Origin of the sequence: Priestia sp. LL-8, from assembly GCF_036227845.1 — a bacterium.
In the GTDB taxonomy this organism is placed as follows: Bacteria; Bacillota; Bacilli; order Bacillales; family Bacillaceae_H; genus Priestia; species Priestia zanthoxyli.
The window spans coordinates 2,373,295-2,389,352 of record NZ_JAZAQH010000001.1; the positions used below are offsets into that span (position 1 = coordinate 2,373,295).

A 16,058-nucleotide genomic window follows, 5' to 3' on the forward strand; every position below is an offset into this window, starting at 1 on the left:
ATTACAGCTCAGAAAGCACATCGTTGACTTTTTGTTCAAAGCAGCTGTCGCATGTGAAAATTTCTTTTTCTTGAAAAGATGTTAGCCTTTCTCCGCAGATGGAACAGCATTCTATATAGTGATTGCTTCGCTCTTGTTCTTTTCTTTCATTTAACATAGTATTTTCCTCCTTTTCAGTATAAATAGTTTGTCTTATTTCTTTAAGTATATACTAATATCAGCCTATGCAGGGAATATAAGGCTTGCTAATGCGGATTATGTATAATATAAGAACCGTTGTAAAGCAGCAGAAATTGGCACAGGAATTGCATGTTAAATCGTTGAGAAAATTCAATGATTAATATGGGGTGAACAGAATGTCCATTACAAAAACAGCTAGTAAATTAAAAAAAGAACAGCAGCAAGAACAGGAATCACTTAATTTGTTTTTATCTACTCAAACCGTTATTCAAGAAGCGCTTCAAAAACTAGGGTATGGTGAAGAAATGTATCATTTGCTGAAAGAACCGCTGCGCATGATGACGGTTCGTATTCCAGTTAAAATGGATAATGGAGCGGTAAAAGTATTTACTGGCTACCGCTCTCAGCATAATGATGCTGTCGGGCCTACTAAAGGAGGCGTGCGCTTTCATCCTGAAGTAAATGAAGAAGAAGTGAAAGCATTATCCATTTGGATGAGTTTAAAATGCGGGATTGTCGACCTTCCGTACGGCGGCGGTAAAGGCGGAATCGTATGTGACCCAAGAAACATGTCGTTTGGTGAACTAGAACGACTGAGCCGCGGCTATGTAAGAGCCATCAGTCAAATAGTTGGGCCTACTAAAGATATTCCTGCACCGGATGTCTATACAAACTCTCAAATTATGGCGTGGATGATGGATGAATATAGTCGACTCCGCGAGTTCGATTCTCCTGGGTTTATTACTGGAAAACCTATCGTGCTTGGAGGATCTCAAGGACGTGAAACTGCAACGGCTAAAGGCGTAACCATTTGTATTGAAGAAGCCGTTAAAAAGAAAAACCTTAACTTGCAAGAAGCGCGAATTATCGTTCAAGGCTTCGGAAACGCCGGCAGTTTTCTTGCTAAGTTCATGCATGATGCAGGTGCAAAAGTAATTGGCATTTCAGACGCGTATGGAGCTCTTTATGATCCGCTTGGTCTTGATATTGATTACCTCCTTGATCGACGCGACAGTTTTGGTACCGTAACGAATTTATTTACAAATGTGATAACAAACGAAGAACTATTAGAAAAAGAATGTGATATTTTAGTACCCGCAGCCATTTCGAATCAAATTACGGTTCGTAACGCTCATCACATTAAAGCCTCTATTGTAGTCGAAGCGGCGAACGGACCGACTACGCTTGAAGCCACGCGCATTTTAGATGAAAAAGGCGTGCTTTTAGTGCCAGATATTTTAGCAAGTGCTGGAGGCGTAACGGTTTCATACTTCGAATGGGTGCAAAATAATCAAGGCTACTACTGGTCTGAAGAGGAAGTAGCTTACAAATTACGCAAGGTAATGGTGGATTCATTTGAAACGATCTATCAAATCGCTCAAGAAAATGACGTAGACATGAGACTCGCTGCTTACATGGCAGGAATCAAAAAATCAGCTGAAGCTTCTCGTTTCCGCGGCTGGGTATAAGATAAAAAAACGATTTGGATTACATGTTCCAAATCGTTTTTTATTTGCCGGAACTGCCAAATAATTAAAAGAAAAACTGCTAAAAAAACAAACACGCTTAAAAAATTGGCATATTCATCGTTACCTAATTGATAATCAAAACATTTGACAGTGAGAATGATTTTCAATTATTCTATATTCAAGACAAATACATAACTATAATAAATTGAATGTGAAAAAGGAGACGAAAAGCATGAGCGTATTAGATATTATTAAAGCCAGAAGAACGATTGGAGCTATGCAAGACAAAGATGTATCAGAAGATGCTATCAATCTTATGTTAGAAGCAGGCACTTGGGCTCCTAACCATAAAAAGACAGAGCCTTGGAAATTCCGAGTGTTTACAGGGGATTCACGCGTTCGTTTAGGAGACGAAATGGAACGTATTATGAAGCAAAAAACTGCTCACTTAAGTGAAGAAGAAGCGTTGAAAAAAACAACAAAAGCTAAAAAAGGCCCGCTTCGTGCTCCTGTCATTATTGCTGTAGCAGTAAGTCCTTCAGGAAAAGTGCCTGAAATTGAAGAAATCTCTGCCGTAGCGGCAAGCATACAAAATATGCTATTAGTAGCGGAAGAACAAGGTTTGGCTACAATTTGGAGAACGGGTGATATTGTCTATCAGTCAGAACTGAATGACTTTTTATCTCTAGAAGAAGACGATAAGCTCTTAGGCTTAATTTACGTCGGACACCCTAATAAAGAAGCTTCATCAAAACGTATTCCATATCAAGATAAAACGATTTGGTATCGTTAAAAGGTTATTTCTGTGTTTCTATAAATAAAAGGCAGCAGCTCATAAGTTGAGCTGCTGCCTTTTTTATTGTTTTTGAGAGTGGCATTAAGTTGCGCTTTTATTACCTTATCTGCAGCAGTTTTTTTAGCATCTTATGGAGAACTTCTCTGGTTTCCGTAACTACTAGTCAAAACAAAACAGCAATTGTCTGTGTTCAGTCTTCTTTTCGAAGACCAAAATAATAGGTACATGCCAAACCGAAGATAATGGGCGGCAAAAGAAAGACAATCATTTAACGGTCACCTTCCTTTCGGATGAGTGAACGTCTACTTTCTGCATTGGGGTAGCAGTGTTGACAAAGAAGATGCCTTTTAACTTTGAATATTCCATCAATACTAATAGCAAGCTCATTGCAAGCAGCGGAACACACACCACTTTGGCAGGAATGTTGAAACAATAGTTAAGGACGGTGATGTTGGCAATAATGGGGAGAAAAATAATGTTCCCTAGTGTTGCGGTACGCGGAATCACCAATAACAACGCAGCTAATAATTCGCCAGCAGCAATAAAATAGTTGTAGAAATCAGAATACCCAAAGAAATACCACGCCAGTTTCATCGCAGAATCTTTTGTTGAATCGAACACGAAATCGCCTGTTATAAATTGTCCTGGGTAAATTTTGGCCATTCCATAAATAAGAAACGTAATGGCCATGGTCCACCTTAGGGTCGCAAGAATACTTAAACGAAATTTCTCTTTTGTTGATAAACGCATTGTTTTCCTCCATTTGTATGCTTAGTCCAAAAATCGTATTTTAGTTTCAGGGGTTGGCAACATGCATGACGTTTGTTTTCCAAACCACTTATACCGATTACGTGCCATGAAACGATAGAATGGGTTTCGAATGAATGCGGGAACCACTTGGAAACACGCCATTAGTTGAATGGGTCCTCGAAGCTGGCGGACAATATGTAGGATAGCCGTAGACTCTGTGTAAAGATTCCCGTTCATAAGAAGAATGACCGATTGAAGTGGTGGATGCTCATAGTTATGCTTACGCAGCAAGATCCCAGCATTATCAGATTGAAGCGACGCAAAACGAAATAGAGCACGCGGATCTCGTTTGATAACAAACTGTACCCATCCGTTGCAAAGATTGCAAACACCATCAAATAGAATAATAGGATGGTGTGATGGATTTGGCGGCATGACGTTTCTTCACTTCCTTTTTTATGAATTTTTACTAAAATAAGTATAATTGTTTACGTGTTGGACTACAAGACATAAGGGTAAAAGTGGAAATATTTTATGTGAGTTCAAGTGAATTTAAGCAAGAAAACAGAGTCAAATACAACACTGTTTTTGTTTGAATTTGAATGTAGCAGCTTATCTAATAAACTTCTACTTTTTTGTGTTTCTTATAAATAACTAAAAATTTTTCCTTTTTTTCACAAAATGTAAAACTATTCCTGTTTTGAAACGTACTAGATATAGGAGAAATTTACAAAGGTAGATGCGATAAAAGAGTTAACCATCTTTGTTACTACAAAAAAGAAACTTACTTCGAGGTGAAGACGTGAAAAATAAACATATTTTAGAGGTGGAAAATTTAACTAAAGTTTATAAAGGAGAGGGCTATGAAGTCACTGCACTAAATGATATATCCTTTCAGTTAGGGGTAGGTGAAATGGTTGCTGTTATGGGAACGAGTGGTTCAGGAAAAAGTACGCTGCTGAACATTTTAGGAGCACTCGATGAGCCAACTAGTGGAACGATTAAATTAAAAGGAATGCTTTCAAAAGATATGTTCCAAGAACCTCAAGCTTCAGCGTACAGACAAGATAATATTGGATTTATCTTTCAATCATTCCACTTATTAAAAGATTTATCTGTAGAAGAAAACATAGCTCTGCCGCTAGTTTTAAAAGGACTTACATCGGATGCAATTGATTCAAAAGTAAATAGCATTGTTGAGCTCTTGGGCTTAACAGCTTGGAAAAAACACCGTCCTGTACAACTGTCAGGTGGACAACAGCAGCGGGTAGCTATAGGAAGAGCGATTATAACTGAACCACCTATCATATTGGCGGATGAACCAACAGGTAATCTAGATTTTAATACTTCGGAAGATATATTAAATACACTGGTGTCTACGAAGAAGCAGCTTAACCAAAGTATATTACTCGTTACTCACGACCCTAACGTAGCCACTTATGCAGATCGAGTTTTATTCTTTCACGATGGTAGCATTGTTGATACGTATAACTGTAACGGAAATAATGATTTAGATTACATATTGGAGAAATTTAAACTTATTACAAAGCCGGAGAAACAAACGCTATGAGGACCATAAAAGGAGTAGCTTTACGTTTGTTTAAAGCTAATAAGTTTATTGTCTTTTCATCTATCTTAAGCATAGCTATCTCTGCAACACTTGTACTTAGTATGGTGTTATTTTCATTTAATGCTCAGAATACGCTTAAGAATCAGATGAAACAGGCGTATGGGGAAATGGATTTATCAGTAGGATTTAATATGGACCAAAGCAACGTCCTTACACCAAAATTAGTGAACGAAATTGTTCAAAACAAAAAAGTTAATAAAGTATCTAAAGTTTCTATTGCTCACTTAAACGTAAACAAGATGGACACCGCTATCTATACAGTAGGTGCAGAAAATAATTATCTACCCAAAAGCCGATACCATTTTACTGAGGATTTAAATGAAGAGTCTGTTGTAATGAACAAAGGATTAGCAAAAGTTCTACACGCAAAAATTGGCGATAAGATCCTTATTGAAAACAAAAAATACACTTTGGTAGAGACAGTAGATGACTTAACTGCTACGGGTTCTGCCCCAGATATGCTAATACTTAACCAAAAGGTTGTAAAGAGCTATATCCAAGCAAAGGATAATCGTAAAGCCGAAGCTACTTATTTATTAATTAAAGCAAAGAAGAATGTAAATACTCTGACTTTAGCTAATCAAATAAAATCTTATGATAAAGACTTACACATTGATATTGCTGAGCAAGATTATGGGGTAAAAAGTAATTTGCAATCATTACATCTATTTATTGTTGTATTGTCTGTATTAGTGTTAATTGTTACTTCTCTTATTATCATTTCAAATTTCGAACTATTGCTTTATAAAATGCGAAATCAATTCGCAATTATGCGTTCATTAGGTGCAAGTACTAAACAAATTAGTAAAATTATTATGATACAAAGCACTGTGATTAACATTACCGGTATATCTTTGGGTTTTATACTAAACTTTTTAAGTCAGAGAACCCTGTATAGTTGGGTAGAAAAGCTATTTAATATTCCAACCACACCTTCGGAATTTAATGTGGGTGCCGCTATAAGTATTTCTATTTTAGCTTTTATTGTTATTCAGCTCTTTTTATTTGTTCCAGCTTACCGTAGTACAAAGGTATTACCGCTTAAAACAATGGAGGAAAACGAAAAACTTAATTATAGTTATTCAAAAGTAAGGGTTACTCTCTCAAAAGTTTTAGTCGGAATTGCTGTATTCTTAATTATTGGTAGCCAAGTGTTGCCCACAAGGGGGACGTATGGGCCTGCTATGCTTTTAATATCAGCGGTTTTAGTATTGCTAGCCTTTGTGTTGGTTTTTCCTATCTGGTTACCAAAAATCTTAGAATGGTTCTTCTTACCTTATGGGCAAAGGTTATTTGGACAAGAGTTTTATATTTCTGTGAAAAACCTTATTCCTCAAGTCAGAAAGAACACTGCTATTATTTTAATGATAAGCAGCTTAATGATAATTGCCGTATTTGGATCTGTTACATTACGTACAATTCAAATAAGCCAACTGGAACAGTTGAAAAAAGATTTTGCCACTCCTATTCTAATTGAAACTCGAATTGATAATTCCAAAATAAATTCTATGGAATTCACTAAAACAGTAGAGGAACTATCAGGTGTAAAGTCCGTTAGTAACTTTAGCACCCTAGGGTTGGCAGAATTACAAACCGAAGGAAAGAAAGTAGATATGAATTATGCAGTAGTTGATCTCAAAAGACTACAAGCACAAGGATTGATGGCTCACTTAAACAGTAAAACTCCTAGTAATGGCTTAATATTATCTGAAAGATTTGCACAGCAGAGCCATTTAAAAGTAGGGCAGACAGTTCCAGTGGGAGAGTTTTCTAACGAGACACAAATTGTCGAGTCTAAAGGAACCTTTAAAGTCATTGCCATAGAAAAGCAACTGTTAAATAACGCAGATGCATATGTAGACTGGAATAACCAAAAATTGCTGGATGTTATTTTCTATACCCTTTATGTGGATTCCGAACATATAAAAAATACAGTTAATGAACTTGAGGAATTAAAGAGTCAGTATCCAGAAATTAAAATCAGTAACTATGAACAATCGGTCAAAGAAGCAAACAAAATGTTTTATCAGCGCTGGGGGATATTTATTTTAGTCATAGCTACATTAGTTGCATCTACGATGGTTGGTGTATTTAACTCTTTAGCAAATAACATATACTCTAAACGGAAAGAATTTGCTGTTTTACGTGCAATGGGCGTGACACCAAAAGGTCTTCGTAAAGTTATACTGTCACAAGTGAACCTATATATTGGGATTGGATTAATTATTGGTATAATAATGGGCTTACTAACGACCTTTATACTTCTTTTAGTTGATCCTGGCGAGTTTGTAATAGATTATAAAGTAATAATTACTGTATCGCTTTTAATGTTGGCAGGCAGTACGCTTATATTTTGGTTTGTTGGTAACAAAATTTTGTCTCAGGAACTTTCAATTGAGCTTACCAATGATAATAAATAAACAAAAAAACAACTTAGCGGCTAAGATATTCTCTTAGTAACTAAGTTGTTTTTTTAATGTATTTATATATTATTGCTTTTTGTTTGTATTAACTTTTCAAACGAATTTGAAATCAATTCATTTGCTGTCTTTATAATAGCCTCTTTGTCAATATGCAATTTAGGAACTTTAATGCGGTCTCCTGTTATAATTGTTCTTTTCTTTCTCCCTAATAAGTCTTTTATAGAAGAGGGCCCAATATAAACTGCAGGTATAATTGGTACATTTGCCTTTGAAGCAATATGAATTGCCCCATTTTTTAATTCTTTCTCCTCTGAGGCTCTTGTCCCACTTGGAAAAATCCCACTACTTTGTTTTGTCTAAGTAATTTTATAGGTATTTTTAAGACGCTAGGACCTGGATTTTTTCTATCTACAGGAAATGCATTCAAATTTTCTAGTAGCCTTTTAATTAGCTTTGTTTGAAACAACTCTTTTTTTGCCATAAAGTGTACAGGTAGGGGATATAAAGCTATGCCCAAACACACCACATCAATCCAACTTTTATGTGTGCAAACTATAATGAAAGGTTAATCATTGGGCAGTTTTTGCTTATTTATTACGTTCATCTTTCCATAATAAATACATCTAATAAAAAAAGAGCATCCATTGATGCTCTTTTTTACGTTGACATAACAAATTAGGTTATTATGTGTTCCGCTCCAAAATAATGATATTAAAGACTTACTTTACTTATTTAGCGTTTAAAGAGCTTTCTACAGGAATCCATATTTCCATTTCATATAATGGAGATTGTTCTTGTCCAGCCATATCACTATTTACTATTTCAATTTCAGGAGCCCCTGGTTTTATTTTATAGCCATTTGAATCAAATGTATCCCATAGCTTGCCGTATGTATTAGGAATCATTGTAGCAGGACCAGTGTGCTTGAAAACGACATATCTTTGCGCAGGGAAAGTATGTACAGTCGTTCCTTCTCCAATTTCACTATAGAGTACAGAAGATATTTCAATTCCACACGTATAGAAATAATGATCACTCCTTGCCGGCAAACATACACCGATAATTTGTTTTGGGTTTTTAGTTAAGAAAGACTTGTATGCTTTATCCCAAAGTTCAGGAATAGGGTATACAACCTCCTTAGTCCACTTACCGGCGCCGCTAAATCCAACCATTACAAAATCTTCTTTTATAACCTCTTTAAATTCCACGGTAAATCCCACCTTTTTAATATAGACTACATACCAATTATAAAAGAGATGAGATTTTTAAACTTAACCTTTCTTGCTAACATCTTAGTAACAAAAAACATACTGTTTAACCAAGTATGTATATAAATAAGACTTATGATAAGGAAATTAAAATACAATTAATCTATAAATTTACAATTTTAATCAAATAGAGTATGGTAGGGGTAAAGTCATTTAATAAAGGGGGGGGAAGTAGTGAATAAGTATGGGTTTGCTTCAGTACTTGTAGGCGTTATCGGTTTAGTCTGTTTATTTCTTTTAAAGGGCCCAAATGTAGTTGTAAATGTAAATAAAATAAGTACATATAAGAATGAGGAGTGATGAAGATCAGCATCAACATAACTCTAGGACTTATAATAATTTTCTTTGCTTTTAGTCTATTTTACACAGCCATCGATACTCGTAAGAAGATCCCTATTGTTGTTAATGTATTATTGCTTATCTTAATAATGGGTATATGTATTTGGCTAAATATTTTAAATGCCTGGATCGCTATAGGTGCACTGGTAACTTTTACAGCCTTTATAATTTTATTTAAAAAGCTTGGTAAGAAGTGAAGTTTCTTTAATTTAAGCTTTTATTTACACGACCGTACAAAAAAACATTAAATATTATGCTATTAATCTAAAAATATATATCAGCTGAAAACGGGTTTCTCGTTATCGTTTTGTTTCCTTTAACTTATTGGTCTATCTACGAATTTATATTAAGACCTAAGAAAAGAAGTATAAGCATTTACCGAGTGGATTGCCAAGAAATTTCAGCTTCCAGATTTTACATAAGTCAAAGGGATATTGAGATAGAAAGGAAGAGGTTGAAACAAAAATTAAAAAAACAAAGTTATTAAACATATTAGGAATTTTATTAATAATGAGCGCTACGCTTTATCCAGCTGGCTACATAAAATCACTTTATACTTTTATAGCACTATATGTTGTAGGTATGACTTTAATTTTAACTGTAGGAATTGTATCTAGAAAAGGGGGTTAATTGTTTTAGGGAGTTCAAATTACTTAAATTTACTTTCTTTTATAAGTGACGTAACGAAGATTCTGGAGTGAAAATTTTATAAGAAAGAGGGAAGTAATGGACGTTCAAAAGGTAGCAAACTTATTTTTGATTTTTGTCTTAATTGCAGCAGGCATTTCCTTGGTAATTGGCTTTGTTATTGCTGTGAGAAGTACCAACTATAAGAAGGGATATATAAGTACTTTTATATCCAGCGTGGTCTTTTTACTACTGATTGTGAGCTGGTATGATAAAGCATCTTCAAATGTTTTTATGGGGACAATACCTTGGATTTTAAATGTTATTGCCGTCATTATTGTGTTACCACTGTACGTGTTAGTTGCTCGCTTTATATTTAAAAAGGTTACAAAAGGACAAAAAGGAACAAATGAAAAGATTAGCGGTTAACTTACTTTTTTTATCGTTTTTTCTAATCTTCACGATTTTAAATAAATGAAGATACACAAAATAATTTTTTATCAATATCCTGTTAGAGAAGGTGATTGATATCATTTTCTGTAAAGGAGAGAACGTCTATGATTAAAGTTAATCAACAAATTGTGAAAATAAGCGATTTAAATAATAGTTCGTTAACAAAAGAAAAAGCAGACATTTTAAAACAAATGGATGCCTATAGGGAAGTGTATGAGTATGCTACATTTGACCATCTTGATTTTGATGTATCTGTTAAATTGCAAATCATTGAATCATCTGTATTATTGCGTAAAAGCGGCGCCAGGTTTGCTACATTTGCACGTTCTAGATGTAACGAAAAGTATTGGAAACGAACCGATGATGGAGGATTTCAGCTACTTCCTACCGTTTCTCCTCATCAGGCCATCGATGATATTTTCTACAACGGACACGAATATGCATTTGAATGCGCGACGGCTGTTATCATCATCTTTTATAAAGCGGTATTAAATAATATTGGAAAAGCAAACTTTAACCGGCTTTTTGCTGACCTTTACTTACACGATTGGCAATACGATGAAGATCTTGAGCTCCATGGTTATAAAGGATCTGACTACTTGCCCGGAGACTGTGCATACTTTAAAAACCCTGACTATAATCCTGATACTCCTCAGTGGAAAGGTGAAAATACCATTGTATTAGATGAGACTTTATATTTTGGTCATGGAATTGGGATTACGACGCGTGAAAGAATTATTGAAGTGTTAAATTTAAAGCGAAAAGACGATCCAAAACGCTCGGCTTACCTGTCAGATGAAATTGTGAGGCTTCAGACCGCTCACCTCAGTTATTTTGCGGTTAGATACGAACCTGTTGTTTGGTACGACAGAAACAGCGCTATTATTTCCACTATTGGATCGATTACGTATGTAGCTTGAATGATCAAAGTATTATTACTTTGGTCTTTTTTTATAAAAAGGAAAGAATTACATGAAGGTAAATTTGAGAATTCAAAAGGATTTTATGTATAAAAGCAGAATCCATTTAATACGCAGGTCTTAAAACTAAAAGGAAAGGAGGAGATTACTATTAAAAATCGTGATAAAAGACGCAAGAGAAAACGCGGCGCATTAAAAGATTATCTGAAAAATAAGCTTGGTCAACTAAAACCGAAGCCAAACAAAGGACCTGTCTCAAATTTAAAGTCTTCTGCTTAAAACATCCCCCTAGTTTTTATATAGGGGGATTTTCTTTTGAATTTTCTTTTATTTTAAGGTTTAAATGTTATGAGTGGCATTTAAAGATTAATTTGTGCACAATAGACATTGAATAGTTTATCTAATACGACAACGTAAGGAGAGATTAGACGATGGAAAACATGATTTTAAAACATATGGACGTTGTAAGAGGGATTACGATTAGTATCCTCGAAAAAACAACAGAAGAGGTAGCGGACATCACACCAAAAGGATTCAATAACAATATCCGCTGGAATCTCGGACACATTGCCTTTATTCAAGAAAAACTTGTGTTTGGCTTAGCTGGTGAACCGATGCAAACGCCAGAGAGTTATGAAAGCTTTTTCGGCGCAGGAACAAAACCTGCCGATTGGACGGAGGCTGCTCCTTCTCTTGAAGAAATTGCGAATGTGTTGAAAGATCAAGCACATCGTATTAAAGAGTTCATGCCCGGGCAGTTTGATAAGCAGTTAATCACACCTTTTACAAATAAAGCGGGTATCAACTTTACAACAGTTGGCGAAACGTTTTTATTCAGCTTCTATCATGAAGCGATGCATGTAGAAACGATTAAGCAAATTGGGAAAGCTGCAGCTGCACAATAATAAGGAAATAAAAAAGAATAAATCACATATTCTTTATAACTATTTTACATAGCGCCTATGCATATACTGATCTACACAGCGCATAAGATGTAACATGAGCTGCTTTTCCTAATGCAGTTCGCAAGGAGGTGACAACGTGAAATTTCTTTCAGGTTTAACGACTCTTCTTGTGATTTTAGGCGGTTTAAATTGGTTAGCTGTAGCATTAGGCGTGAATGTAGTAGAAGAGCTATTTGGCTCTTGGGATTGGTTAGTAACAACGATTTATTGGTTAGTTGGTCTGTCTGCTCTTTATCAAATTTTTGATAAGTTCTTCGGAACAGGAGCAAGTGTCAAAAGCAAAGCGCTATAATAAATATTATTTTTTATTATCTCTTTAGGGAGTTTGAATGTATATTCAAACTCCCTTTTTCATGGATAAAAGACGTGACATCCTTACAAAATACGGTAAAATAAGGTAATAACCAAAAAAAAGGAGGGATGAGATGGAGCTTTGGGGTGTAGTACCTATCTTAGTGTTTGGAGTTCTTTATATAGGAATCATTGCTGGTATTATAGCTGTTATCGTTATAGTGTTAAAGCGAATGAAAGAGAGAAATCAATATTTACGTGAAATACGGGATGAGCTGAGAAATCAAAACAGAGCAACTATAGCAGAAAATAAAGAATAGAAGAGGGTTTAATAGATGAAGAAAAGTGTACTTCCTATATTTTTTATCGTAAATCTTTTTTTTATTTACTGTTTATTATTTAATCAAGGATACATCTTTCAGCTACAGAATCTACCGTACATATGGGCTATTTATTTACTTCTTGGCACCTGTTTAGCTTTTTATTATATGCTGCGATACAAACAAAAAAAAGACGGACAGGTGTTGCTTTCAATCGGCATTTTAACTACAAGCATTAGTTCACTTGGCTGTTTAGGTTTTTTTTACTTCTTTTATCACGCGATGGGCGGATAAAAGAGAGCACCACAAGCAGGGACTTCAGTGAAAGTCTCTGCTTTTTATATTTGGATCTATTGTATAATAGAAAAAAAGAAATGAATGCAGGAGGGAAACTATGCGAATTGTTTCGCTTTGTCCAAGCAATACAGAACTAATAGCGTATTTAAAATGTGAGCATTTGCTCGTAGCAATAGATGATTATTCCGATTGGCCGCAGTCTATTGGAGGTCTGCCGCGTTTAGGTCCCGATTTATCTATTAATATGGATGCGGTGGAAGAAGCTAAACCAGATTTAGTCCTAGCATCACTAAGCGTTCCTGGAATGGAGCGAAATATTGAAGAACTAAAAAAACGAAAGCTTCCTTACGTCGTATATAATCCTAATTCGCTAGAAGATATCCGTCAAAATCTACAGGATTTAGGTCAGCGATTAAACATTGAAACAAAAGCAGCTGAACTGTTAAAGCGTTATGATCAGTTTCTTTCTACATATAAAGGGATTGCAAATCAAATTGACGAAAAAGCCACTGTATACTGGGAATGGTGGCCAAAACCTGTCTTTACTCCTGGCAAAGCAAATTGGCTGACTGAAATTAGTGAGTTAGCGGGAGGAGAAAATATATTTGCTGATCATAAAGAAGCAAATGTACAGAGTGATTGGGAAGAAGTGCTCAAACGAAATCCACTTCATGTGTGTTTGGCTTGGGTGGGCGTACAGACAAACAAAGTGAATCCAACGATTTTACACAAGAGACCGAACTGGTCTGACATGTCTGCCATAAAAGAACATCGTGTATATGTACTAGAAGAATGGCTGTATTGTCGTCCTTCACCTAGGTTGCTGTTAGGGTTAAAAAAACTCGCACCGCTTCTTCATCCAGATACGTTTCCTGCATTTGACGGAAAGGACCCCTTATTATAAGAAAAAGGAGCGATACATATGAAAGATATAAAACAAATAAAACATACCCTTCAGCACCGCTATCCTTTTTTACTTGTTGATCGCATCTTAGAGCAAGAAGAAGGAAAGCTTGCTGTAGGAATTAAACAAGTAACAGCAAATGAACCTTTTTTCCAAGGTCACTTTCCGGACTATATGGTGATGCCAGGGGTACTTATTGTCGAGGCTCTTGCTCAGCTTGGTGGATTTGCTATGGTTGCGGATGACCAACAAAAAGGAAGACTTGCTTTTTTGGCAGGGATAGATGAATGCCGCTTTAAGCGTCAAGTAAGGCCAGGAGATACACTTCGCTTAGAATTTGAGATTCTTAAGCAGCGCGGAAAGATTGTAAAAGGAAAAGGAAAAGCATTTGTAGGCAGGGAATTAGCTTGTGAAGCGGTCATTACCTTTGCTCTTGATGTATAGTACAAACACCTTTGTAAAAAAACAGCTGATGTTAGCAACAGGAAAACGACCAATGTAAAAAAGCAAATAATTCAAGATAAAGCGTATCGAGAAAACCGCCTTATGTCGTAAGAGCGGTTTTTTATGAATACCTTTTTACCTTTTGATAAAAGAAGAAACGGGGTATAGAAGAAAAAAGGGAGAGGGGAGAATGCAGTGAGAACATTAACGGAAGTTGTTGTATTACTCACACTATTGGGTACGTATATAGGCATCTCACTACTTGTCTACAAACGGAAAAGAACGAATCCGTTTTTCTACAGCATTTACTTTTATTTAGCTACCAGCGTCATTTTGATTTGCTTGGTTATCTTTTGGCTTCAGCTTCGTTTTGGACTCACTGATAAGCAAGTAGGAGGATTGCTTATCAGTGTGGTGGCATTCTTTCTACTTATTTATGGTTTGTTAAAAACAAGACAAAAAGACAGGTAGCCTGTGCTATCTGTTTTTATTTATATTCATGTTATATATTTTTATCAATTGTAGTGTCAATTCGATACATCTCTTCATATAATAAAGATAACAGCTTTCTTTTGCAGGTTAGTTGACATCGCAGCTTATAACTCGCTATTCTTTTGATAATTCATTTTGTGAAAGGAAGTGGACGTATGGATGCATCCCGCATTATAGCTAAGTTAGAAAAACGGATGCCGACAATCCTTGGGATGGAGCAGTTCTCCCGCTTCGGCATTCTTGTTCCGCTTATTGAAAAACAAGGGGAACTACATGTTTTATTTGAAGTAAGAGCGCTCGATTTACGTAGACAGCCCGGAGAAATTTGTTTTCCAGGAGGGCGTGTTGAAAAGACGGATGCAGACGAAAAAGAAACGGCTATCCGTGAAACCTCTGAAGAGTTAGGGATTACGCCCAAATCTATCCAGCAAGTACAAGCTTTAGATTATATTGTTTCTCAATTTGGAACAATCATTTATCCTTATGTAGGTTTCATTGATGAGTCGCTTGAACTTCGACCGAATCCTTCGGAAGTAGCAGAAGTATTTACCGTGCCTCTTTCTTTTTTTCAGCGTACCGAACCTGATATACACAATATTCATTTCAGAGTAGAACCCGAACATAATTTTCCTTATGACGCGATTATTGGCGGTGAAAATTATAATTGGCAAACAAGAGAGATGGAAGAACATTTTTATTACTATGAAGATAGAGTTATATGGGGACTGACAGCAAAAGTGATTTATCATTTAATACATGTATTAAATGATAAATAAAAAGCAGCGAATACGCATTCGCTGCTTTTTATTATATTAAATAGATTGAATAGCTTCTGTGATGGGCGTATCACCTGAAACTAAATCAAAAGAACGTCCGAATGTATGATCTTCACTTAACGTTTCCACTACAACACGCGCGACATCTTCACGAGGAATGGACCCACGCTCTTTGTTCTCCCCAGCATCTACACGTCCTGTTCCTGGTTCATTTAACAATCCGCCTGGTCGAACAATTGTATATGTTAATCCGCTTGCTTCTAAGATTTTATCTGCATAATGTTTGGCTACATAGTAAGGAATTAGTGAAGTATTCCAGTTTTCACGGTGATGTGCTTGAAGTGCGCTTACCATCACAAATCGTTTAATCCCTAAATCTTCTGCAGCTTCCATCGCTTTTACCGCACCGTCTAAATCAATTAAAAGTGTCTTATCATGGCCTGTATTTCCGCCTGATCCTGCGCTAAAGATAACGGCGTCACAGCCTTTCATCACTTCCTTAATTTCATGCACAGTGCCTTCTAAGCTTGCAAAAGCCGTTTCGATACCTCTTGCCTCAAGTTCTTTTGCTTGTTCTTCTTTACGAACCATCGCACGTACAGTGTGCACATCACTTTCATTCAAAATGTTTACAATATGTTTGCCTACTTGACCATTCGCACCAATTACAAGAACTTTCATGTCTAAATTTGCTCCTTTCAAATCCAAATACTT

At 35.8% G+C, this 16,058-nt stretch carries 20 protein-coding genes and 1 pseudogene; 15 read left to right on the forward strand and 6 right to left on the reverse strand.

Annotated features, from left to right (window positions below; all coding sequences use genetic code 11):
• Window position 1: 1 nt before the first annotated feature.
• Window positions 2–157 (reverse strand): hypothetical protein, encoded by a 156-nt coding sequence (locus U9R83_RS11985; protein WP_014460007.1) that lies wholly within the window; start codon window positions 155–157, stop codon window positions 2–4.
• Between the two features lie 199 nt (window positions 158–356).
• Here U9R83_RS11985 and U9R83_RS11990 point away from each other — a divergent pair, with 199 nt between their 5' ends.
• Together U9R83_RS11990 and U9R83_RS11995 are read left to right on the forward strand one after the other, a co-directional pair.
• Window positions 357–1,649: a Glu/Leu/Phe/Val family dehydrogenase gene (locus tag U9R83_RS11990; RefSeq protein WP_182420564.1), complete on the forward strand. Its 1,293-nt coding sequence runs from the start codon at window positions 357–359 to the stop codon at window positions 1,647–1,649.
• Window positions 1,650–1,881: 232 nt separating this feature from the next.
• Entirely contained in the window at window positions 1,882–2,442 is a 561-nt protein-coding gene (locus U9R83_RS11995) for a nitroreductase family protein (protein WP_014460005.1), read from the forward strand.
• A 267-nt stretch (window positions 2,443–2,709) separates the two neighbouring features.
• On the opposite strand, the gene U9R83_RS12000 is transcribed toward U9R83_RS11995, so the two are convergent.
• Together U9R83_RS12000 and U9R83_RS12005 are read right to left on the reverse strand one after the other, a co-directional pair.
• Window positions 2,710–3,195, reverse strand: coding sequence for a hypothetical protein (locus U9R83_RS12000; protein ID WP_116741083.1), 486 nt, complete (start codon window positions 3,193–3,195; stop codon window positions 2,710–2,712).
• A 21-nt stretch (window positions 3,196–3,216) separates the two neighbouring features.
• Complete coding sequence (locus tag U9R83_RS12005; RefSeq protein WP_243549358.1) at window positions 3,217–3,630, reverse strand: thiol-disulfide oxidoreductase DCC family protein; 414 nt, start codon at window positions 3,628–3,630, stop codon at window positions 3,217–3,219.
• Window positions 3,631–3,997: 367 nt separating this feature from the next.
• Here U9R83_RS12005 and U9R83_RS12010 point away from each other — a divergent pair, with 367 nt between their 5' ends.
• Both U9R83_RS12010 and U9R83_RS12015 read left to right on the forward strand, forming a co-directional pair.
• Window positions 3,998–4,765, forward strand: coding sequence for an ABC transporter ATP-binding protein (locus tag U9R83_RS12010; RefSeq protein WP_243549360.1), 768 nt, complete (start codon window positions 3,998–4,000; stop codon window positions 4,763–4,765).
• Between the two features lie 26 nt (window positions 4,766–4,791).
• Window positions 4,792–7,245 carry an FtsX-like permease family protein gene (locus U9R83_RS12015; RefSeq protein WP_243549362.1) on the forward strand — a complete coding sequence of 818 codons (2,454 nt, stop codon included), beginning with the start codon at window positions 4,792–4,794 and terminating at the stop codon, window positions 7,243–7,245.
• Window positions 7,246–7,307: 62 nt separating this feature from the next.
• On the opposite strand, the pseudogene U9R83_RS27695 reads toward U9R83_RS12015, so the two are convergent.
• Together U9R83_RS27695 and U9R83_RS12030 are read right to left on the reverse strand one after the other, a co-directional pair.
• Window positions 7,308–7,807, reverse strand: a pseudogene (locus tag U9R83_RS27695) (1-acyl-sn-glycerol-3-phosphate acyltransferase).
• 169 nt (window positions 7,808–7,976) lie between these two features.
• On the reverse strand, window positions 7,977–8,456 hold the full coding sequence (locus tag U9R83_RS12030; RefSeq protein ID WP_014459998.1) for a GyrI-like domain-containing protein: 480 nt from the start codon (window positions 8,454–8,456) through the stop codon (window positions 7,977–7,979).
• Window positions 8,457–8,690: 234 nt separating this feature from the next.
• On the opposite strand from U9R83_RS12030, the gene U9R83_RS12035 reads away from it, so the two are divergent.
• The 11 genes from U9R83_RS12035 to U9R83_RS12085 all read left to right on the forward strand — a co-directional run bounded on the left by U9R83_RS12035 (window position 8,691) and on the right by U9R83_RS12085 (window position 15,344).
• Window positions 8,691–8,816 (forward strand): hypothetical protein, encoded by a 126-nt coding sequence (locus U9R83_RS12035; protein ID WP_014459997.1) that lies wholly within the window; start codon window positions 8,691–8,693, stop codon window positions 8,814–8,816.
• 765 nt (window positions 8,817–9,581) lie between these two features.
• Window positions 9,582–9,911, forward strand: a complete 330-nt coding sequence (locus U9R83_RS12040; RefSeq protein ID WP_014459995.1) for a hypothetical protein — start codon at window positions 9,582–9,584, stop codon at window positions 9,909–9,911.
• A gap of 128 nt (window positions 9,912–10,039) precedes the next feature.
• Window positions 10,040–10,855 (forward strand): protein-glutamine gamma-glutamyltransferase, encoded by an 816-nt coding sequence (locus U9R83_RS12045; RefSeq protein WP_014459994.1) that lies wholly within the window; start codon window positions 10,040–10,042, stop codon window positions 10,853–10,855.
• A gap of 431 nt (window positions 10,856–11,286) precedes the next feature.
• Entirely contained in the window at window positions 11,287–11,760 is a 474-nt protein-coding gene (locus U9R83_RS12050) for a DinB family protein (RefSeq protein WP_014459993.1), read from the forward strand.
• Between the two features lie 136 nt (window positions 11,761–11,896).
• Window positions 11,897–12,112, forward strand: coding sequence for a DUF378 domain-containing protein (locus U9R83_RS12055; protein WP_013057146.1), 216 nt, complete (start codon window positions 11,897–11,899; stop codon window positions 12,110–12,112).
• Window positions 12,113–12,245: 133 nt separating this feature from the next.
• Complete coding sequence (locus tag U9R83_RS12060; RefSeq protein WP_013083262.1) at window positions 12,246–12,431, forward strand: hypothetical protein; 186 nt, start codon at window positions 12,246–12,248, stop codon at window positions 12,429–12,431.
• A gap of 15 nt (window positions 12,432–12,446) precedes the next feature.
• Complete coding sequence (locus tag U9R83_RS12065) at window positions 12,447–12,725, forward strand: hypothetical protein (protein WP_153252673.1); 279 nt, start codon at window positions 12,447–12,449, stop codon at window positions 12,723–12,725.
• 100 nt (window positions 12,726–12,825) lie between these two features.
• A complete protein-coding gene (locus tag U9R83_RS12070) occupies window positions 12,826–13,632 on the forward strand; it encodes a cobalamin-binding protein (RefSeq protein WP_115653987.1) in 807 nt (268 codons plus the stop codon).
• A gap of 18 nt (window positions 13,633–13,650) precedes the next feature.
• Window positions 13,651–14,076, forward strand: coding sequence for a 3-hydroxyacyl-ACP dehydratase FabZ (gene fabZ, locus U9R83_RS12075; RefSeq protein ID WP_208732283.1), 426 nt, complete (start codon window positions 13,651–13,653; stop codon window positions 14,074–14,076).
• A 195-nt stretch (window positions 14,077–14,271) separates the two neighbouring features.
• Window positions 14,272–14,547 (forward strand): hypothetical protein, encoded by a 276-nt coding sequence (locus U9R83_RS12080; protein WP_014459988.1) that lies wholly within the window; start codon window positions 14,272–14,274, stop codon window positions 14,545–14,547.
• Between the two features lie 176 nt (window positions 14,548–14,723).
• Window positions 14,724–15,344, forward strand: coding sequence for an NUDIX hydrolase (locus U9R83_RS12085; RefSeq protein WP_014459987.1), 621 nt, complete (start codon window positions 14,724–14,726; stop codon window positions 15,342–15,344).
• A 36-nt stretch (window positions 15,345–15,380) separates the two neighbouring features.
• On the opposite strand, the gene U9R83_RS12090 is transcribed toward U9R83_RS12085, so the two are convergent.
• Window positions 15,381–16,025 (reverse strand): SDR family oxidoreductase, encoded by a 645-nt coding sequence (locus tag U9R83_RS12090; protein ID WP_014459986.1) that lies wholly within the window; start codon window positions 16,023–16,025, stop codon window positions 15,381–15,383.
• Between the last annotated feature and the right edge of the window lie 33 nt (window positions 16,026–16,058).